This is a genomic window from Mesorhizobium tamadayense (genome assembly GCF_003863365.1).
In the GTDB taxonomy this organism is placed as follows: domain Bacteria; phylum Pseudomonadota; class Alphaproteobacteria; order Rhizobiales; family Rhizobiaceae; genus Mesorhizobium; species Mesorhizobium tamadayense.
In genome coordinates this window covers 150,524-169,995 of record NZ_RQXT01000001.1, presented here as the reverse complement: position 1 = coordinate 169,995, position 19,472 = coordinate 150,524, and the positions used below count along the sequence as shown (strand labels likewise).

Genomic DNA, 19,472 nt, shown 5'->3' with positions numbered 1-19,472 from the left:
ATTCACTACTGCATCTTGCCATGTAGGCCATGCATTTGCAGGCGATCGATCAATTTTTCCGAATTTTCCAAGAATCCCGGTTGACTCCGGTTTGGCACGATGTTTAGAACGTTCCAATAAATTTTGACATCGGACGCGGAGGAAAGCACGAACATGGCCAGCCGGGCCAAGGCAACGATACTGGACATTGCCCGCGAGGCCGGCGTGTCCAAATCGACGGTGTCGCTCGTGCTGCAAGGCAGCGGGCTGATCCGGCCCGAGACGGCGGTCAAGGTGCGCAAGGCGATCGAGGATGTCGGCTATGTCTACAACCGCGGCGCCGCCAATCTGCGCAAGGCGCATTCCAACGTCATCGGCATGGTGATCAACGATCTCACCAATCCCTTCTTCGCGGAGCTGGCGGTCGGCATGGAGCGCGTCTTCCAGGCCGCCGGCATCGTGCCCTTCATCGCCAACACCGCGGAAAATCCGGTCCGCCAGGAGGAGGTGCTGAAGTCGCTGATGGAGCAGGGTGTCGCCGGCCTGATTGTCTCGCCGGCGCGCGGCACCACGCCCGGCGCCTTCCGACGCATCGAGGCCGCTGGCGTGCCGGTCGTCTTTGCCATGCGCCGCCTGCCCGAGAGCCGCATCCCGGCGATCGCGCCCGACAATCATCGCGGCGCCTATCTGGCCACCCAGCATCTGATCGGCAAGGGCCACCGCCGGCTGGCCTTCTTCGGAGGCTCCTCGGACCTGGTGGTCTATCACGACCGGCTGGGCGGCTTCCTCGAAGCCTGCGAGGCTCTTGGCATTTCTGCCGCCGACAGGACCATCGTCGAGGGCGAGACCAGCCGCAGAGGCGGCATGGCCTGCCTCGAGACCGCCCTTGCGGCACCTGAGCCGCCGACGGCGGCCCTTTGCTTCAACGATGCCGTCGCCTTCGGCGCCATGCTCGCCCTGCGCAAACGCGGCCTGGAGGCCGGAGCGGACTTTGCCGTCGTCGGCTTCGACGACGTGGCCGAAGCCGAGCACTACATGCCGGCGTTGACCAGCGTCGCCGTCGATAGCGCGGGGCTCGGCGAGCGCGCCGCCCATGTCATGTTGAAGATGATCCAGTCGCGCACGACGCGCGCCGAGGATCATATCGGCGCGGTCAGCCTGGCCGTCAGGGAGAGCTGCGGCCCGGATCGCAATGCGCGCGGTGCTGGAATGGGAGATGCCGCATGAGCGTGAGATGGGGCCTGATCGGCGCGAGCACGATCGCGAAACAGTTCATGATCGACGCCATCCGCGCGCAGGCCGATGGCGAGATCGCCGCCGTGATGAGCTCCAGCCCCGAGCGCGCCGAAGCCTATGCCAGGGAAAACGGCATCCCGGCAGCCGCCTCGACGCTCGACGCTCTGCTCGCCGCCGATATCGACGCCGTCTACATCTCGACCACTAACGAGTTGCATCTCGAACAGGGGCTTGCCGCGATCAAGGCGGGCAAGCATGTGCTGTGCGAAAAGCCGCTGGCGCTGACCAGCGCCGATGCGCGCAAGATGGTTGCCGCCGCCAGGAAAGCCGGCACCGTGTTCGGCACCAACCACCATCTGCGCAATGCCGGCGCGCACCGGGCGATGCGCGAGGCGATTGCCGCCGGTCGCATCGGCAAGCCGGTTGCGGCCCGCGTCTTCCATTCCGTCTACCTGCCTGAAAACCTGCAGGGCTGGCGCATCACCAGGCCAGAAGCCGGAGGCGGCGTGGTGCTTGACATCACCGTCCATGACGCCGACACGCTGCGCTTCGTCCTCGGCGACGATCCGGTCGAGATTTCAGCCTTTACCCAGAGCGCCGGCATGGCCGGCGGTGGACTGGAGGACGGCGCCATGTGCATCTGGCGCTTCAGGTCCGGCGTCATCGCGCAATCGCATGAGGGCTTCACGACGAAGTTTGCCGGCACCGGCTTCGAGGTGCATGGATCGGAAGGCTCGCTGATCGCCAGCAATGTGATGACGCAGAAGCCGGTCGGCTCCGTGCTGCTGCGGACCGCCTCGGGTGAAGAAGGACTGAGCTTCGACCGCGAGGACCTCTACACACGCTCGCTGCGCCAGTTCCACGCCGCGATCCGCGGCGAAGGCCAGCCCTCCGCCATCGGCGAGGACGGCATCTGGTCGCTGGCATCGGCCGAAGCAGCACTGCAATCCTCGAAGACGGGCAAGGCTGTGATCATCGATCCGCAACTCGGGAGCCTGGTGTGAGCAAGCTCGTCTCGGCGGCGCATGCCGCGAGCCTCATCAAGGACGGCATGGTCGTCTCGGTGTCGTCGTCGAGCGGCCTCGGCTGCCCCGACGCCGTGCTTGCCGCGATCGGCGAGCGCTTCGATACGGAAGGTCATCCGAAGAACATCACCACGCTGCATCCGATCGCCGCTGGCGACATGTACGGCATCAAGGGCATCGACCATCTCGCCAAGCCGGGGTTGCTGAAGCGCACGCTTTGCGGCTCCTATCCATCCGGCCCCTCCTCCGCCGAGCCGCCGCAGATCTGGAAGATGATCGGCGACAATTCGGTCGCCGCCTACAACGTGCCCTCCGGCATCCTGTTCGACATGCATCGCGAGGCCGCCGCCAAGCGTCCGGGCGTGCTGACCAAGGTTGGGCTCGATACCTTCGCCGACCCGCGCCACCAGGGCTGCGCCATGAACGCGGCGGCCAGCGAGCCGATCGTTTCGGTTGAGCAGTTCGACGGCGAGGAATGGCTCTATTTCCGCGCCATCGTGCCTCACGTCTCGATCATCCGGGCGACGACAGCCGACGAGCGCGGCAACCTCACCTATGAGCATGAGGGTGCCTATCTCGGCGGGCTGGAGCAGGCTTTGGCCGCCCGCAACAATGGCGGCATCGTCATTGCGCAGGTCAAACGCGTCGTCGAGAACGGCACGCTGAAGCCGCATGACGTGCGCGTTCCGGGCGTGCTGGTCGACCATATCGTCGTCGCGCCCGATCAGTTGCAGACGACGCAGACGCCTTACGATCCAGCGATCTCCGGCGAGATCTTCCGGCCGCTCTCGACTTTCCGCACGCCCGAGATGAACGTCCAGAAGGTGATCGCGCGCCGCGTCGCCATGGAGTTGCGCGACGGCATGGCCGTCAACATCGGCTTCGGCATCTCCGCCAACGTGCCGCGCATCCTTCTCGAGGAAGGCCAGCACGGCAAGGTCACCTGGGTGATCGAGCAAGGCGCGGTCGGCGGCGTGCCGCTGCTCGACTTCAAGTTCGGCTGCGCTTCCAACGCCGAGGCGATCATGCCCTCGCCGCACCAGTTTATCTATTTCCAGGCCGGCGGCTTCGACGCCTCGCTGCTCTCCTTCCTGCAGATCGACCGCCACGGCTCGGTCAATGTCTCAAAGCTTTCGGCAAGGCCGCATGTCACTGCGGGCGCCGGCGGCTTCGTCGACATCACGGCGCGGGCAAAGAAGATCGTCTTCTCGGGCTTCTTCAATGCTGGCGCCAAGCTGTCGCTGGCCGATGGCGCCATCCGCATCGATCAGGAAGGCAAGGTGAAAAAGGTCGTCGAAGAGGTCGAGCACATCTCCTTCTCAGGCAAGCGCGCCGTCGCGCAAGGCCAGGACATCACCTATGTCACCGAGCGCTGCGTGATGAAACTGACGCCGGCAGGTCTTATGGTGACGGAACTGGCGCCGGGCATCGACCTCGAACGCGATGTGCTGGCGCAGGCCGACATTCCGCTCGCCATCGCCAACGACCTGAAGGTCACGCCGTCGTCGCTCTATCTGGACCGGCCGATCGGCCTGTCGCTCAACAGCGGCGCTTCGCTTGGAGGCGCGCATGGCTGAGCGTCTCGTCACCTTCGAGCAGGACGGCTTGATCGGCATCGTCACGCTGCGGCGGCCGGAAAAGTTCAACGCGCTCGACATTCCGATGCTGCGCGCGCTCGAAGCAGCGCTTGACCAAGCTGAACTGGCCGAGGGCGTCCGCGTCGTGCTTGTCGCCGGCGAAGGCAAGGGCTTTTGCGCCGGCGGCGACGTCGAGGCCTGGGCCGCGATGAGCGCCGCCGATTTCCAGGTGCAATGGGTGCGCTACGGCCATCGGGTCTTCGACCGGCTGGCGCGGCTTCGGCAGCCCACCATCGCGGTGCTTTCGGGTCATGCGCTGGGCGGTGGGCTGGAACTTGCCGCCGCCTGCGACTTCCGCGTCGCCGAGACCCAGGTGAAGCTCGGCTTCCCCGAAACCTCGATCGGCGTCGTGCCCGGCTGGTCCGGCACGCAGCGCGCCGTGCGCCGCTTCGGCGCGCAGGCGGTGCGGCGCATGGCGATAGGGGGCGAAGTCCTGCTGGCGAGCGAGGCGCTCGCGCTCGGCATCGTCGACCGTGTGGTCGAGACCGGCAAGGCGCTCGACGAGGCCAGAGCCAAGGCCCAGAAGATCGCCGAACGCGGCCCGCTGGCGACCGAGGCCGCCAAGCTGATGATCGCCATCGCTGAAGGCGAGGAAGGCGCCGCCGCCACGGAAGCGCTTGCTAGCGGCTTCATTGCGCTGACCGGCGACCTCAAGGCCGGCGTCGGCGCCTTCAAGGCCAAGCGGAAGCCGGCCTTTTCGAGATCCTAGAGAAAGCACGATGAACGCACCCCTCAAGATAGCCATGCCTGCCGAGGCCTCCCAGGCGCCGAAGGCCTACAAGCTGCTGATCGACGGCATGCATGTCGATGCCCGCGACGGCCGCATGATCGAGCGCAGCAGCCCCGGCCACGGCTTTGCCGTGTCGCGCTATGCCCAGGCGGGTGCCGCGGAAGTGGAAGCCGCGATTGAGGCCGCACACAAGGCCTTCGAGACTGGTCCCTGGCAACGCATGAAGGCCTCCGAGCGGGCCGCGGTGCTGCTCAAGGCGGCCGACCTGATCGAAACCCGGCTGGAGGAGATCGCCCGGCTCGACGCGCTGGAATCCGGCAAGCCGATCGCCCAGGCGCGCGGCGAGATCGGCGGCGCCGTCGACATCTGGCGCTACGCGGCTTCGCTTGCCCGCACGCTGCATGGCGAGAGCTACGCCAATCTCGGCGACGCCATGCTGGGCGTCGTGTTGCGCGAGCCGATCGGCGTCGTCTCGATCATCACGCCGTGGAATTTCCCGTTCCTGATCGTCAGCCAAAAACTGCCCTTCGCGCTCGCCGCCGGCTGCACGGCCGTCGTGAAGCCGAGCGAGATGACCTCGGCCTCGACCTTCGTGCTTGGCGATATCCTGCTCGAGGCCGGTCTGCCGGCTGGCGTCGTCAACATCCTCGCCGGCTTGGGCGCCGATGTCGGCGCGCCGATGGTCAGCCATCCGCTGGTCGAGATGGTGTCCTTCACCGGCTCGACCCGCGTCGGCAAGATGACCATGGCCGCCGCCTCGAATTCGCTGAAGAAGGTTTCGATGGAGCTCGGCGGCAAGAACGGCCAGATCGTCTTCCCCGACGCCGATCTTGAAGCGGCGGCGGACGCCGCGGTGTTCGGCGGCTTTTTCAACGCCGGCGAATGCTGCAACGCCGGCAGCCGGCTGATCGTGCATGAGGCGGTCGCCGACGATTTCCTCGGCGCGGTCAAGGCGCTGGCCGAGAAGGTCAGGGTCGGCGATCCGCTTGACGACCGCACCAAGGTCGGCGCGATGATCTCGGCCGACCACATGGCAAAGGTAGCCGGCTATGTGGCGGCGGCTAAAACCGACGGCGGCAGCGTCTTCAGCGGCGGCGGACTGCTCGCCTCCAACGCCGGCCAGTATCTCGACCCGACCATCGTGCGCAACGTCACGGAGGACATGGCCATCGCCCGCGAGGAAGTGTTCGGGCCGGTGCTGTCCGTGCTCACTTTTGAAACGATTGAAAGGGCATTGCACATCGCCAACAACACGCCCTATGGTCTGTCTGCGGGTGTGTGGAGCGCCAGCATCGACACGTGCATGTCGGTGGCGCGCGGTGTGCGTTCGGGGACGGTTTGGGTGAACACGTTCATGGAAGGTTATCCCGAACTGCCCTTCGGCGGCTACAAGCAGTCCGGTCTCGGACGCGAACTCGGCAAACGCGCCGTCGAGGACTATACCGAGGAAAAGACGATCCAGTTTCATCGCGGCCAGCGCACCGGATGGTGGGTCGGCTGAGTTGGGAGACCCCGGCGGCCATCCGCCGGCTATGTGAATGCAACAAGGGAGGAAGTACATGTTGCGCAAACTGCTTATCGGAACGGCTCTTGCGACGAGCTTTGCGTTCTCGGCGCATGCCGCGGACGTCAAGGAAGTGCAGATGCTGCATTGGTGGACGTCGGGCGGCGAAGCGGCTGCCCTGAACGTGCTGAAGCAGGACCTGGCAAAGGAAGGCTATGCCTGGAAGGACGTGCCGGTGGCCGGCGGTGGCGGCGACGCCGCCATGACCGCGCTGAAGGCGATGGTCGCGGCCGGCAACTATCCGACCGCCTCGCAGATGCTCGGCTACACCGTGCTCGACTATGCCGCCGCCGGCGTCATGGGCGACCTGACCGAAACCGCCAAGAAGGAAGGCTGGGACAAGTCGGTTCCGGCTGCCCTGCAGAAATTCTCCGTCTATGACGGCAAGTGGGTCGCGGCTCCGGTCAACGTCCACTCCGTCAACTGGCTGTGGATCAACAAGGCGGTGATGGACAAGATCGGCGGCGCCGAGCCGAAGACCTTCGACGACTTCGTGGCATTGCTCGACAAGGCCAAGGCCGCGGGGGTCATCCCGCTCGCGCTGGGCGGCCAGAACTGGCAGGAAGCCACCATGTTCGACTCCGTCGTGCTGTCGACCGGCGGGCCCGAGTTCTACAAGAAGGCGATGAACGACCTCGACGAGGAGTCGCTCAAGTCCGACACGATGAAGAAGTCGTTCGACAACCTCGCCAAGCTCGTCACCTATGTCGATCCGAACTTCTCGGGCCGCGACTGGAACCTTGCCACCGCCATGGTCATCAAGGGCGATGCGCTGGTGCAGGTCATGGGTGACTGGGCCAAGGGCGAGTTCCACGCCGCCAACAAGACCCCGGGCACCGACTTCCTGTGCTATCGCTTCCCGGGCACCGATGGCTCGGTGATCTACAACTCCGACATGTTCGGCATGTTCAACGTTCCGGACGATCGCAAGGCCGCCCAGGTCGCTTTGGCCACCGCCACCCTGTCGAAGAGCTTCCAGTCAGCCTTCAACGTCGTCAAGGGTTCGGTTCCGGCCCGCACCGACGTGCCTGACACCGACTTCGACGCCTGCGGCAAGAAGGGCATCGCCGACCTGAAGGCTGCCAATGAAGGCGGCAAGCTGTTCGGCTCGCTGGCCCAAGGCTATGGCGCGCCTCCGGCTGTCGCCAATGCCTACAAGGACGTCGTGTCGAAGTTCGTCCACGGTCAGATCAAGACCTCGGACGAGGCCGTGACCGAGCTGGTCAAGGCGATCGACGACGCCAAGTAAGACGTTCGCAGTAACTCGAGGCTCCCCCGCTCCAAGCGGGGGAGGTCTCACCGAGGCGAGGTCCGGGATTTGCCCGGCCGGTGTGTTACGCCGGCCGATCCCCGACGAACCGGTACTGGATAAGCCGATGAGCACAGTCGCCGAAACCCAAATCAAGCTGACGCCGGAGCACGACGCCCGGCCGGGCAGCACGGTGCGCTCGCGCCTGCAGGACCTCCTGCCGAAGATCGTGCTGGCGCCGAGCTTCGCGGCGACGATCGTCTTCGTCTATGGCTTCATCCTGTGGACGATCTATCTGTCGTTCACCAACTCCAAGACCTTTCCATCCTATGCCATCACCGGCCCCCGCGCCTATCAGCGGCTGTGGCGCTGGACCTTCGAGAGCGACCCGCCGTCGAGCTGGTACACCTCGATCACCAACATGGGCATATTCGGTTTCCTCTACATCGCTATCTGCCTGGCGCTCGGCCTGTTCCTGGCCATCCTGCTCGACCAGAAGATCCGCGGCGAAGGCGTGCTGAGGCCGATCTACCTCTACCCGATGGCGCTTTCATTCATTGTCACCGGCGTCGCCTGGAAATGGTTCCTCGACCCCGGTCTCGGCCTCGAGCAGACGCTGCACCAATGGGGCTGGACGAGCTTCCATTTCGACTGGATCAAGAACAAGGATTTCGTCATCTACACCGTGGTCATCGCCGGCGTCTGGCAGGCTTCCGGATTCATCATGGCGATGTTCCTGGCCGGCCTTCGCGGCATTGACGGCGAGATCATGAAGGCGGCGCAGATCGACGGCGCCACCACCTTTCAGCTCTATCGCCGCATCGTTATCCCGCTGCTGCGGCCGGTGTTCCTGTCGGCCTTCATCGTGCTCGCGCATCTGGCCATCAAGTCCTACGACTTGGTGGTGGCGCTGACCAGCGGCGGCCCCGGCGGCTCGGCCTGGTTGCCGTCCAACTTCATGTATGAGTTCACCTTCAAGCGCAACGAGATGGCGGTCGGCTCCGCCAGCGCAGTGATCATGCTGATGACCATCACCGCGATCATCGTTCCATATCTCTATTCCGAACTCAGGGAGAAGTCGCGATGAGCGCCGTTACTTCACCCGCCCGCCAGGCCTCCGGCGGCATCCGCGCCAGGACGCTCAACCGCATCGTTATCTACGGACTGCTCGCGCTGTTCGCGCTGTTCTATCTGATGCCGCTCTTCGTCATGCTCGTCACCTCGTTCAAGACCATGGATGAGATCCAGAACGGCAACATGCTGGCGCTGCCGCATGCACCGACCTTCGCGCCATGGATAAAGGCGTGGAGCGAAGTTTGCTCGGGCCTGACCTGCGTCGGCATGAAGGGCTATTTCTGGAACTCGATCAAGATGGTGGTTCCGGCGGTTGTGATCTCGACGCTGCTTGGTGCGCTCAACGGCTATGTGCTGACCAAATGGCGCTTCCGCGGCCACACGCTGGTCTTCGCGATGATGCTGTTTGCCTGCTTCATCCCGTTCCAGTCGGTGCTCTTGCCGATGGCGACGATCCTCGGCAGCCTCGGCCGCTTCGGCGCCACCCTGCGGAACGCGACCGGCTTCTCCTTTGGTCTCGGCAACTCGACGGTCAATCTCGTCTTCGTCCACGTGGTCTATGGCCTCGGCTTCACCACGCTGTTCTTCCGCAACTATTACGAAGCTTTCCCGACCGAGTTGATCAAGGCGGCGCAGGTCGACGGCGCCTCCTTCTTCCAGATATTCCGGCGCATCATGCTGCCCAACTCACTGCCGATCATCGTTGTGACGGTGATCTACCAGTTCACCAACATCTGGAACGACTTCCTGTTCGCCTCCGCCTATGCCGGCTCCGGCGACGTGATGCCGATGACGGTGGCTCTGAACAATGTCGTCAACACCTCGACCGGTGTCGTCGAATACAACGTCAACATGGCCGCGGCGATGATCGCCGCGCTCCCCACCCTGATCGTCTATGTCGTCGCCGGCCGCTATTTCGTGCGCGGGCTGATGGCCGGCGCGGTCAAGGGCTGACCTCTTTTCGCTAAGGAACGACCATGGCTTTTCTGGAAATTGATGGGCTGAAGAAGCGCTTCGGGAATGTCGAGATCCTGAAGGGCATCGATGTCGAGCTCGAAAAGGGCGGCTTCCTCGTCCTGGTCGGTCCGTCCGGCTGCGGCAAGTCCACGCTGCTCAATACCATCGCTGGCCTGGAAACGATCACCGAGGGCGAGATTCGGGTCGACGGCCGCGCCATCAACGATCTGCATCCCTCGAAGCGCGACATCGCCATGGTCTTCCAGAGCTACGCGCTCTATCCGAACATGACTGTCGCCGGAAACATCGCCTTCGGCATGGAGATGCGCGGCGTGCCGGCGGCGGAGCGCCAGAAGGCGATCGACAAGGTGGCCAAGATCTTGCAGATCGGCCACCTGCTCAACCGCAAGCCCAGCCAGCTCTCTGGCGGCCAGCGCCAGCGCGTCGCCATGGGCCGCGCCCTGGTGCGCGACCCGAAGCTCTTCCTGTTCGACGAGCCGCTCTCCAACCTCGACGCCAAGCTGCGCGTCGACATGCGCATCGAGATCAAGCGCCTGCACGCGACGACCGGCACGACGATCGTCTATGTCACGCATGACCAGATCGAGGCGATGACGCTGGCAACCAAGATCGCCGTGATGCGCGACGGCGAGGTGCAGCAGTTCGGCACGCCGGCGGAAATCTACAACAACCCCACCAACGTCTTCGTCGCCGACTTCATGGGCTCGCCGGCGATGAACCTTATCCCGGCAAAGATCGGCGCCAATGGCAGCGGGCTCTCCGTCGTGCTCGATCGCGAGGCGCGCCAGCCGATCGCGCTGGCCCTTCCCGGCGCGCCGGCGGGCCTTGCGGCATTCAAGGACAAGCCGGTCATCTTCGGCGTCCGCCCGGAGGCGCTGACCGATCCGGAAGGCGCCGAGCGCAACGGCTCCGAGATCGCCACCGCCGATTGCCACATCGAGGTGATCGAGCCGGCCGGCTCCGACACCTTCGCCGTCACCAATCTCGGCGGCAAGGCCGTGGTGGCGCGGCTGCGCGCCGACGCCAGGATCCAGCCGGGTACCAGCACGCCGCTCGCCTTCAACCTGACCAAGGCGGTGTTCTTCGACCCGGCGACCGAGAAGCGCATTCTGTAGACTGGGCCATGGCAAATCCGGATATCGTCATCATCGGCTCCGGCATCGGCGGCGCCACGATCGCCTCCGGCTTGGCCGGCAGCGGCGCCTCCATCCTGATCCTGGAGCGCGGTGAGCCGCTGCCCGCGACGCCGCATGCGCGCTCGACGCGATCGATCTTCGTCGATGGGCACTACCGGCCGAAGGAGATGTGGCGCGAGGCCGGCGGCCCGGCCTTCAACCCCGGCAACTATTACTATGTCGGCGGCAATTCGAAATTCTTCGGCGCGGTGCTGATCCGCTATCGCAAGGAAGATTTTTCCGCCATGGAGCATTTCGGCGGCGTCTCGCCGGCCTGGCCGTTTTCCTATGACGAGTTCGAGCCCTGGTATTCGAAGGCCGAGCAGCTTTTTCGCGTGCGGGGCAGCCTCGGCGAGGACCCGACCGAACCGTTCCACTCGATCCCCTACGCCTTCAAGCCGGTGCCCGACGAGCCTGCGATCGCGCGCGCCCGCGCCGAATTGAAGGGCCTCGGTCTGCATCCGGCCTCCCTGCCGCTCGGCGTCGACATTGAAGCCTGGCTGAAGGACGGCAAGACGGGCTGGGATGCCTTCCCGAACACCGGCCAAGGCAAGGTCGATGCCCAGACCGGGCCGCTGACGGCTGCGCTCAGCGATGGCAACATCCGCCTTGAGACCAGTGCCCATGTCGACTGGCTCGAGGCCTCGCCGGACGGCAAGTCGATCCTTGCCATCCACTACACCCAGAGCGGTTCGCAGAAGACGCTGTCGCCGAAGCTGGTCATCCTCTCTGCCGGCGCGGTCAACTCCGCCGCCATCCTGCTGCGCTCGCCATCGCCGAGAAGCGGCAAGGAGGGGGGCAAGGGCCTCGCCAACAGTTCCGACCAGGTCGGCCGCAATTTCATGAACCACAATTCGAGCGCGATGCTGGCGATCGACCCGCGCCGACGCAACGATGCCGTCTACCAGAAGACGCTGATGCTCAACGACTACTATCTGTCGGACGGCAAGGGCGGCAAGCCGCTGGGCAATGTACAATTGCTCGGCAAGATCGACGGCAACATGCTGAAGGCCAATGTGAAGCTGGCGCCGAAATTCGCGCTCGACTTCATGGCCGGCCACGCCGTCGACTGGTACCTGATGTGCGAGGACCTGCCTGACCCTGAAAGCCGCATCATGGTCGAAGGCAAGGAGATCGTCATGCAGTGGCGGCGCTCCAACATGCAGTCGCTGGAAGGCCTGACCAGGGTGATGCGCGAAAACTTCCGTGCCTGCGGCTATCCGATCGTGCTGTCGCGCCCGTTCGACAAGCGTACGCCCTCGCACCAGTGCGGCACGGTGCGCATGGGCAACGATCCGGCGGCAGCGCCGCTCGATCCGTTCTGCCGCGCCTATGACCACAAGAACCTGTTCGTCGTCGACGGCGGCTTCCTGCCGACCTCGGCTGCAGTCAACCCGGCGCTGTCGATCGCGGCCCAGGCGCTGCGCGTCGCCGATCACATCCGCAAGACGGATCTCGCCGCATGACCCGCCCTGCGGCCATCGTCACCGGCGGCGCGCGCGGCATCGGGCTTGCCTGCGCCGAGGCGCTTGCCGATGCCGGCTTCGACATCCTCGTCGCCGACCTCGCCGACAAGCCTGCCGATGGGCTTGCCAAGAACATCGCCGCGCGCGGCGCGAAATTCGCCTACGTTCAATGCAACATTGCCGATCTCGCCGCCCATCCGAAACTGGTTCAGGCGGCCATGGATGTGTTCGGCCGCATCGACTGCCTGGTCAACAATGCCGGCGTCGGCGCCGTGCTGCGTGGCGATCTTCTGGAGCTGAAGCCGGAAAACTTCGATCGTGCGCTCGCCATCAATCTGCGCGGCACGGTGTTCCTCAGCCAGGCGGTCGCAAAAGCCATGCTTGCGGCGCCTGCCAAGCCAGGGAGATCGATCGTCACCGTCACCTCGGTCAGCGCGACGATGGCTTCACCTGAGCGCGCCGACTACTGCATCTCCAAGGCCGGACTGTCCATGTGGGTGAAGAACCTGGCGCTGCGGCTCGCCGCAGAAGGCATCGGCGTGTTCGAGGTGCGTCCGGGCATCATCCGCACCGACATGACCGCGGGCGTCTCCGCCAAATATGACGCGCTGATCGATGGCGGCCTTGTGCCGGCCAAACGCTGGGGCGAAGCCGGCGACATCGGCGCGGTGGTGGCCGCGCTTGCCTCCGGCAAGTTCGGCTTTGCGACCGGATCGGTCATCGATGTCGACGGCGCACTGTCCCTGCCGCGCCTGTGAGTGAGTGGAGCAATGGCTGACTACATCATTGTTGGCGCCGGCCCGGCCGGCTGCGTCCTGGCCAACCGGCTGAGCGAGGAACCGGGAAATTCGGTCCTGCTCTTGGAAGCCGGCGGCAAGGATTGGCATCCGCTGATCCACATGCCGGCGGGCTTCGCCAAGATGACCAAGGGCATCGCGTCCTGGGGCTGGTCGACCGTGCCGCAAAAGCACATGAGGGATCGCGTCTTCTGGTACACGCAGGCCAAGGTGGTCGGCGGCGGCTCCTCCATCAACGCCCAGATCTACACGCGCGGCAACGCCCGCGACTACGACGCCTGGGAGAAGGAAGAAGGGCTCACCGGCTGGGGCTATCGCGACGTGCTGCCCTATTTCAAGCGCGCCGAGAACAACCAGCGCTTCGCCAACGACTATCATGGCGACCAGGGTCCGCTCGGCGTCTCCAACCCGATCTCCCCGCTGCCGATCTGCGAGGCCTATTTCCGCGCCGGCCAGGAGATGGGCATTCCCTTCAATCCGGATTTCAACGGCGCCAGCCAGGAGGGCGTCGGCTATTACCAGCTCACCCAGAAGGACGCGCGCCGCTCGTCCGCTTCGGTCGCCTATCTGAAGCCGATCCGCGAACGGAAGAATTTGACAGTCAGGACCGACGTGCTGGTCACCCGCGTCGTCGTCGAGAAGGGTCGCGCCGTCGGCGTCGAGATCGTCGACAAGCCGGGCGGAGAGAAGACGGTGCTGCGTGCCGAGCGCGAGGTGATCGTGTCCTCCGGCGCCATCGGCTCGCCGAAGCTCTTGATGCAGTCGGGCATCGGCCCGGCCGATCATCTGAAATCGGTCGGCGTCACGCCGGTCCACGACCTTCCCGGCGTCGGCTCCAACATGCAGGACCATCTCGACCTGTTCGTCATTGCCGAATGCACCGGCGACCACACCTACGACAACTACGCCAAGCTGCACCGCACGATATGGGCGGGCCTGCAATACCTGCTCTTGAAGAAAGGCCCGGTCGCCTCCAGCCTGTTCGAGACCGGCGGCTTCTGGTACGCCGATCCGACCGCCGCTTCGCCCGACATCCAGTTCCATCTCGGTCTCGGTTCCGGCATCGAGGCCGGCGTCGAGAAGCTGAAGAACCCGGGCGTGACGCTCAACTCGGCCTTCCTTCGTCCGCGCTCGCGCGGCACGGTGCGGCTGAACAGCGCCGACCCCGCCGACCATCCGCTGATCGATCCGAACTACTGGTCCGATCCCTACGACCGCGACATGTCGATCAAGGGCCTGCGGCTGGCGCGCGAGATCATGCGGCAGAAGGCGCTTGCCCCCTACGTGCTGCGCGAGGTGCTGCCCGACCCTGCCCTGCAGAGCGACGCCAACCTCTTCGACTATGCCTGCCGCACGTCCAAGACCGACCATCATCCGGTCGGAACCTGCCGCATGGGCCATGACGACATGGCGGTGGTGACGCCGGATCTGAGGCTGCGCGGCATCGAAGGCCTGCGGGTCTGCGACGCCTCCGTGATGCCGCGCGTCCCCTCCTCCAACACCAATGCGCCGACGATCATGGTCGGCGAAAAGGGCGCCGACCTGATCCTCGGCCGCGAGCCGCTGCCGCCAGCCGTGTTCAAGGGCAACAAGGCGGCTTGAGGAACGAGCGATGATCAGGCACTGCGTCTTTGTCCGCTTCCGTGACGACGTCTCCGCCTCCGAGCGCGCTGCGATCCACGCCGATCTCGAAGCGCTGCGTTCCATTATCGACGGCATGGGCAAGGTGCATCTCAGCGCCAACGTCAGCCCCGAGCCGTTCGCGCGCGGCTTCGGCCATGGCTTCACCATCGACTTCCGCGATGCCGCCGCCCGCGATGCCTATCTGGTGCACGAAGCGCATCAGCGGGCCGGTGCCAGACTGGTCGCGGCGCTCGAAGGCGGCACCGGCGGGCTGATGGTGTTCGACCTGGAGATCAACCAAGCCTGAGCGCGACGACACCGGCGACGATGCCGAGCGCGGCGGCGCCTCGCCAGGTCGTCATCTTCTCGCCCAGCGCGACGACCGAGATCAGCATGGCGAACAGGATCGAGGTCTCGCGCAGCGACGCGACCGAGGCGATCGGCGCCTTGGTCATCGCCCACATGACGATCCAGTAGGCGGCGCCGCTGAGCACGCCGGTGAAAAGCCCGGCCTTCCAGTCGCGCGCCAGCATCGGCAGCGACTGCGGCCCGCGAAAGGCGACGCACAGCACCAGCGCCCACGCCGCATCGCAGATGAACAGCCAGGCCGCGTAACTCTGCGCGGTCGCCGCGAGCCGCGCGCCGCTGCCGTCGGAGAGCGTGTAGCTGGCGATGAAGATCGAGGTGCCGAGCGCAAAGCTGACCGCGCGCAGATTGAACCGTTCGAGATGCACGCCGCCGCGGAATGACATCACCAGCGTGCCGGCCGACAGAAGCACGATGCCGAAGATGGCGAACGGTGCCGGAACCTCTCCGAGCAGGACGATGCCGCCGAGGGCGGAAAGCAGCGGCGCGGTGCCGCGCGCCAGCGGATAGGTCTGGGCGAAATCGCCAGCCTTGTAGGCGCCGATCAGAAACATCCGGTAGCCCATATGGAAGATCACCGAGGCCAGAATGAACGGCCACACCTCCGCTTTCGGCACCTCGACGAAAGGCAGCGCCAGCAGCGCCGCAAAACCCATGCCGAGCGTCATCAGCGTGATCGACAGGAAGCGGTCGAGATGCACTTTGACCAGCGCGTTCCAGATCGCATGCATGGCGGCCGCCGAGAGCACCGCGAGGAAGACGAAAAGCGTCACTGGTTCACCTGCCGGCCAAGCCCGGCGCGATGCCCGGCGTTTCCAGATCGATATCGACCCTCAGCGGAAAATGGTCGGAAGCCACCTCGCCGATGTCGGCCGTTACCGAACGCACCCGTCCGGCCAGCACGCCGCCGACGAAGCAATGGTCGAGCCGTCGTTTCGCCGGCCTGCCGTCGACGATCTTTTCGTGCGTATGGAAGTCCGGCCCGGGCTCGCCGGCGACGGCGGCGGCATCGACGAATCCATGGATATAGACGGCGCCGCGATGGTAGGGCGCGTCGCCGACGATGCGCCGGTATTCGGCGCTTCCCGGCTCCATGTTGAAATCGCCGAGCCAGATCGCAGCCAGCGGGTTTTCCGGCTCTGCCTGGCCGTTGCTCCAGTTGCGCTCATGCTCGTCGTCGGTGCCGCTCCACGGACCGCCTTCCGAAGGCGCGCGGCGATGTTCGGCGATGAGATAGTCGATCTGCTCCAGCCGCTCCTCGACCGAGATATGCGCAAGATGCAGCGAGAACACCCGCACCGGTCCAGCCGGCGTGCGGATCATGCATTCCAGCGCTGCGTTGCGGGTGTTGAGCGGCTTGAGCGTGCGGCGCAGTGGCAGCGTATGCAGCCGCGACCAGACAATCGGCAGCTTCGACAGCAGCATGGTGCCGAATTGCCTGCGTCGGTTGACGATGCGGCCGTCGCGCAATTCGCTGGCGTCCATGTCGAAGGCCGGGCCGTAGACCCAGTGATAGTCGGGCAGCAGCCTGGACAGGATCTCCGGCTGGTCGTCCTCGTTGGTGCGCTGCCAGTGGCGCTCCACCTCCTGCAGGGCGATGATATCGGCGCCGCCGACGAGCCGCGCCGCGCGCGTCAGGTCATAACGGCCGTCGCTGCCATAGCCGTACTGGATGTTGTAGCTGATCAGCTTCATTGATTAACCGGCTGAATATATGGCCACGGCAGTAGCGCTTCGGCTGCGGCGTTGCAATGGACCGTGGCGGCGCGCGGAATAGTCCAGTTGCGCGACCGCCGGGCCCATCCTGCCTAAGTCGTAAGCGGCTGGAACCGGCCTGCCGGCGACGCGGCCAGTTCCGACCAGTCGATCTCTTCTTCCAGGCGGTGATAGGCCTCGTCGCCGATCGTCCCGTTGCGGCGCAATTCCTCCAGCGTGTCGCGCTGCCGCTTGATAGCATAGAGGCGCAGCCGGTCGTATTCGGTCGCTGCCTGCGCGTCCTCCGGGTTCTCGGCTATCAGGCGCTCGGCCTCGTATTGCTCGCGCACGACCGCCGCCGCAGCCGACGTCTTGCGGCTCAGGACGTCCAGCGCCGCCTGCATGATGGCGACGCGCGCCTGTGCCACCTCGATGTCCACCGTCGTGTCGCGTTCGAAGTTGAGCAGGCGCAGCAGCGGCTTCAGGCTCATGCCCTGCAGCACCAGTGTTCCAAGCACGACCGCGAAGGCTGCGAGCACGATCGGATCGCGGCCGGGAAAGTCGGCCGGCAAGGCAAAGGCCGCCACCAGCGTCACCAGCCCGCGCATGCCGCACCAGCCGATCAGCACGCCACCGCGGAACGACGGCGTTTCCCGCCTCCGGGCTTCGCTGCCGAAGCGCGCGAACCATCTGAGGATCGCGCCGCAGCTCAGCACCCAGACGAGACGCGAGACGATGACGACGGCGAGCACGGTTGCCGCGAAGACGAATGCCTCGGGGTGCCCCTGTCCCGCGAGCCGGCCGACGATCGTGCGCGCCTGCAGGCCCATCAGCACAAATGCCAGCACGTTGAGCACGAACACCGCCGTTTCCCAAACCGAATAGGAGCTGACGCGGTTTCTCGCCGGCATGGAGCGGGGTGCCGCGCGGGCGATCGTCATGGCATAGACGACGATGGTGATGATGGCGGAAAGCCCGATCCTGTCCGCCAGGATCCAGACGCCGAACGTGCTCGCGAACTGCACAACCGTGCCGCTTGCCGGATCCTCGATGCGGGCAAACGCGAAATGGAATACTCGGCCGAGAACATGGCCGGCGACAAGACTGCCAACCGTTGACAACAGGACCGTCGGCGCGGCGCTGCTCAACAGGAGCGGGCCGAGTGCCGCGGCTACTGCTATCCGGTAGATCAGAAGCGCGGTGGCGTCGTTGAGCAGGCTTTCGCCCTGCAGGATGGCCGTGATGCGGTGTGGCACCTTGAACTGGCCGAGCACGGCGCCCGCCGCCACCGCGTCCGGCGGGGCGACGATGGCGCCGAGCGCGATCGCCGCGGCGACCGGCAGGCCGGCCATCTTCCAGCCGACAAAAGCGACCACCACGGCGGTGAAGATGACGGCGCCGAGCGCCAGAAGCGCCAGCGGCAGCCGGTAGCGATTGAGATCGCGCAGCGAGGTGTCATAGGCGGCATCGAGAAGCACCGGCGCGATGAACAGTGCCAGCGCCAGTTCCGGATCGATCTCGATCGTCGGTGCGCCAGGCAGGAAGGCGATACCGGCGCCCGCCAGCGCCAGCAGGGAGGGATACGGAACCTCCAGCCATCGCGACACGGCCGTCAGCGCGACGGCGATCAGAAGCAGGACAAGGGTGAGCTCGAAAAGCGCCATGGTTCATCGTAGCGATGGAACCAGGCGTTTGGCACTGCAAAAAGTGAATGGTGAATGGTGAATGGTGAATGGGCATCATCATAAGAATTTGAGCACGTAAAGTGCTCTCTTCGCTGATCACCATTCACTATTCACTCTTTCCTAGTGCAGCACCAACATATCGCCCGACGAGAACGAGATATCCGCCTTCTCGCCGACGGCGGGCGGCGGCGTCGCGGAGTTGTTGAAGGTATCGAGCGAAACCGTGTTGCCGCCGATGCCGACGCGCACCCGGATGACCGAGCCGAGGAAATGCACTTCGGCGATCTCGCCCGAAAGGCTGGTGTCGTGCCCCGGTTGCCGGCCGAGCGAAATTGCTTCGGGCCTGAGCGCCAGCGACAGCGTGTCGCCGGACTTCGAGCCGTTGAGCTTGCCCTTGAGCGAGACCTCCTGCGTGTTGATCCGCACCTTGCCGGAGGCGGGGTCGGTGACCTTGCCTTCCAGCACGTTGAGCGTGCCGACGAAGTTGGCGACGAACTTCGTCGCCGGCCGGTTGTAGATCTCGAACGGCGTGCCGACCTGCTCGGCCTTGCCGCCATACATGACGGCGATGCGGTCGGAGATCGACAGCGCCTCTTCCTGGTCGTGGGTGACGAAGATGGTGGTGATGCCGAGCTTCTTCTGGATCGAGCGAATTTCCTCGCGCAGCGACACGCGCACCTTGGCGTCCAGCGCCGACAGCGGCTCGTCAAGCAGAAGCAGCTTCGGCTTCGGCGCGATCGCGCGCGCCAGCGCGATACGCTGCTGCTGGCCGCCGGAGAGCTGGTAGGGATAGCGATCGGCCATCTGCGGCAGCTTGATGATTTCGAGCATCTCCGCGACGCGGGCATCGATGGCTGCCTTCGGCATGCCAGCCACCTTCAGCCCGAACCCGATATTCTGCGCCACCGTGAGGTTGGGGAACAGCGCATAGGCCTGGAACACCATGCCGACATTGCGCTGATTGGGCTTCAGCCTGGTGATGTCCTTGCCGCTGACCACGATCTTGCCGGCCGAGGGCTCTTCGAAGCCGGCCACCATGCGCAGCACCGTCGTCTTGCCGCAGCCGGACGGGCCGAGGAAGGAGACGAATTCGCCCGGCTCGACATCGAGGTTGAAATCCTCGACCACGGTAGTGGCGCCGAAGGACTTTCGCACATGCTGGATGGAGAGGAACGGCTCGGCCATGGCTTTTC

General features: G+C 65.2%; 17 protein-coding genes. 13 read left to right on the top strand and 4 right to left on the bottom strand.

Translation table 11 applies throughout. The features are described from left to right. Window positions 1-153 precede the first annotated feature (153 nt). The 13 genes from EH240_RS00915 (at window position 154) to EH240_RS00855 (ending at window position 14,840) form a co-directional block, all read left to right on the top strand. Complete coding sequence (locus EH240_RS00915; protein ID WP_124995536.1) at window positions 154-1,206, top strand: LacI family DNA-binding transcriptional regulator; 1,053 nt, start codon at window positions 154-156, stop codon at window positions 1,204-1,206. Continuing rightward, window positions 1,203-2,219 (top strand): Gfo/Idh/MocA family protein, encoded by a 1,017-nt coding sequence (locus EH240_RS00910; protein ID WP_124995535.1) that lies wholly within the window; start codon window positions 1,203-1,205, stop codon window positions 2,217-2,219. The genes EH240_RS00915 and EH240_RS00910 overlap by 4 nt, the downstream gene beginning before the upstream one ends. Then, window positions 2,216-3,817: an acyl CoA:acetate/3-ketoacid CoA transferase gene (locus EH240_RS00905; RefSeq protein ID WP_124995534.1), complete on the top strand. Its 1,602-nt coding sequence runs from the start codon at window positions 2,216-2,218 to the stop codon at window positions 3,815-3,817. The genes EH240_RS00910 and EH240_RS00905 overlap by 4 nt, the downstream gene beginning before the upstream one ends. Continuing rightward, window positions 3,810-4,586, top strand: a complete 777-nt coding sequence (locus tag EH240_RS00900; RefSeq protein ID WP_124995533.1) for an enoyl-CoA hydratase/isomerase family protein — start codon at window positions 3,810-3,812, stop codon at window positions 4,584-4,586. Before EH240_RS00905 ends, EH240_RS00900 begins: the two co-directional genes overlap by 8 nt. Window positions 4,587-4,596: 10 nt before the next feature. Continuing rightward, window positions 4,597-6,108: an aldehyde dehydrogenase family protein gene (locus EH240_RS00895; RefSeq protein ID WP_124995532.1), complete on the top strand. Its 1,512-nt coding sequence runs from the start codon at window positions 4,597-4,599 to the stop codon at window positions 6,106-6,108. A 58-nt stretch (window positions 6,109-6,166) separates the two neighbouring features. After that, the gene (locus EH240_RS00890; protein WP_124995531.1) at window positions 6,167-7,420 is read left to right on the top strand and encodes an ABC transporter substrate-binding protein; all 1,254 of its coding nucleotides are present in this window, start codon (window positions 6,167-6,169) and stop codon (window positions 7,418-7,420) included. A gap of 127 nt (window positions 7,421-7,547) precedes the next feature. Continuing rightward, window positions 7,548-8,507, top strand: coding sequence for a carbohydrate ABC transporter permease (locus EH240_RS00885; RefSeq protein ID WP_124995530.1), 960 nt, complete (start codon window positions 7,548-7,550; stop codon window positions 8,505-8,507). Continuing rightward, the gene (locus tag EH240_RS00880) at window positions 8,504-9,448 is read left to right on the top strand and encodes a carbohydrate ABC transporter permease (protein ID WP_124995529.1); all 945 of its coding nucleotides are present in this window, start codon (window positions 8,504-8,506) and stop codon (window positions 9,446-9,448) included. Before EH240_RS00885 ends, EH240_RS00880 begins: the two co-directional genes overlap by 4 nt. A 23-nt stretch (window positions 9,449-9,471) precedes the next feature. Continuing rightward, window positions 9,472-10,587, top strand: a complete 1,116-nt coding sequence (locus tag EH240_RS00875; protein ID WP_124995528.1) for an ABC transporter ATP-binding protein — start codon at window positions 9,472-9,474, stop codon at window positions 10,585-10,587. Between the two features lie 8 nt (window positions 10,588-10,595). Continuing rightward, window positions 10,596-12,113: a GMC oxidoreductase gene (locus EH240_RS00870; RefSeq protein WP_124995527.1), complete on the top strand. Its 1,518-nt coding sequence runs from the start codon at window positions 10,596-10,598 to the stop codon at window positions 12,111-12,113. Further along, on the top strand, window positions 12,110-12,871 hold the full coding sequence (locus EH240_RS00865; RefSeq protein WP_124995526.1) for a 3-ketoacyl-ACP reductase: 762 nt from the start codon (window positions 12,110-12,112) through the stop codon (window positions 12,869-12,871). Before EH240_RS00870 ends, EH240_RS00865 begins: the two co-directional genes overlap by 4 nt. A 12-nt stretch (window positions 12,872-12,883) precedes the next feature. Further along, complete coding sequence (locus EH240_RS00860; protein WP_124995525.1) at window positions 12,884-14,512, top strand: GMC family oxidoreductase; 1,629 nt, start codon at window positions 12,884-12,886, stop codon at window positions 14,510-14,512. A 10-nt stretch (window positions 14,513-14,522) separates the two neighbouring features. Further along, window positions 14,523-14,840 (top strand): Dabb family protein, encoded by a 318-nt coding sequence (locus tag EH240_RS00855; protein WP_124995524.1) that lies wholly within the window; start codon window positions 14,523-14,525, stop codon window positions 14,838-14,840. Here the strand turns inward: EH240_RS00855 and EH240_RS00850 are convergent. From EH240_RS00850 to EH240_RS00835, 4 genes are all read right to left on the bottom strand, one after another. After that, complete coding sequence (locus EH240_RS00850; protein ID WP_124995523.1) at window positions 14,827-15,672, bottom strand: EamA family transporter; 846 nt, start codon at window positions 15,670-15,672, stop codon at window positions 14,827-14,829. The genes EH240_RS00855 and EH240_RS00850 overlap by 14 nt on opposite strands. A 4-nt stretch (window positions 15,673-15,676) precedes the next feature. Continuing rightward, window positions 15,677-16,594, bottom strand: a complete 918-nt coding sequence (locus EH240_RS00845; RefSeq protein ID WP_124995522.1) for an endonuclease/exonuclease/phosphatase family protein — start codon at window positions 16,592-16,594, stop codon at window positions 15,677-15,679. 113 nt (window positions 16,595-16,707) lie between these two features. After that, window positions 16,708-18,258, bottom strand: a complete 1,551-nt coding sequence (locus EH240_RS00840) for a cation:proton antiporter (RefSeq protein ID WP_124995521.1) — start codon at window positions 18,256-18,258, stop codon at window positions 16,708-16,710. A gap of 141 nt (window positions 18,259-18,399) precedes the next feature. Further along, window positions 18,400-19,464 carry an ABC transporter ATP-binding protein gene (locus tag EH240_RS00835; protein WP_124995520.1) on the bottom strand — a complete coding sequence of 355 codons (1,065 nt, stop codon included), beginning with the start codon at window positions 19,462-19,464 and terminating at the stop codon, window positions 18,400-18,402. Window positions 19,465-19,472: the final 8 nt, after the last annotated feature.

Coding starts and splice junctions, on each gene's coding strand:
- EH240_RS00915 (WP_124995536.1), top strand. CDS start 154: ATGGCCAGCCGGGCCAAGGCAACGATACTGGACATTGCCCGCGAGGCC.
- EH240_RS00910 (WP_124995535.1), top strand. CDS start 1,203: ATGAGCGTGAGATGGGGCCTGATCGGCGCGAGCACGATCGCGAAACAG.
- EH240_RS00900 (WP_124995533.1), top strand. CDS start 3,810: ATGGCTGAGCGTCTCGTCACCTTCGAGCAGGACGGCTTGATCGGCATC.
- EH240_RS00895 (WP_124995532.1), top strand. CDS start 4,597: ATGAACGCACCCCTCAAGATAGCCATGCCTGCCGAGGCCTCCCAGGCG.
- EH240_RS00890 (WP_124995531.1), top strand. CDS start 6,167: ATGTTGCGCAAACTGCTTATCGGAACGGCTCTTGCGACGAGCTTTGCG.
- EH240_RS00885 (WP_124995530.1), top strand. CDS start 7,548: ATGAGCACAGTCGCCGAAACCCAAATCAAGCTGACGCCGGAGCACGAC.
- EH240_RS00880 (WP_124995529.1), top strand. CDS start 8,504: ATGAGCGCCGTTACTTCACCCGCCCGCCAGGCCTCCGGCGGCATCCGC.
- EH240_RS00875 (WP_124995528.1), top strand. CDS start 9,472: ATGGCTTTTCTGGAAATTGATGGGCTGAAGAAGCGCTTCGGGAATGTC.
- EH240_RS00870 (WP_124995527.1), top strand. CDS start 10,596: ATGGCAAATCCGGATATCGTCATCATCGGCTCCGGCATCGGCGGCGCC.
- EH240_RS00865 (WP_124995526.1), top strand. CDS start 12,110: ATGACCCGCCCTGCGGCCATCGTCACCGGCGGCGCGCGCGGCATCGGG.
- EH240_RS00860 (WP_124995525.1), top strand. CDS start 12,884: ATGGCTGACTACATCATTGTTGGCGCCGGCCCGGCCGGCTGCGTCCTG.
- EH240_RS00855 (WP_124995524.1), top strand. CDS start 14,523: ATGATCAGGCACTGCGTCTTTGTCCGCTTCCGTGACGACGTCTCCGCC.
- EH240_RS00845 (WP_124995522.1), bottom strand. CDS start 16,594: ATGAAGCTGATCAGCTACAACATCCAGTACGGCTATGGCAGCGACGGC.
- EH240_RS00840 (WP_124995521.1), bottom strand. CDS start 18,258: ATGGCGCTTTTCGAGCTCACCCTTGTCCTGCTTCTGATCGCCGTCGCG.
- EH240_RS00835 (WP_124995520.1), bottom strand. CDS start 19,464: ATGGCCGAGCCGTTCCTCTCCATCCAGCATGTGCGAAAGTCCTTCGGC.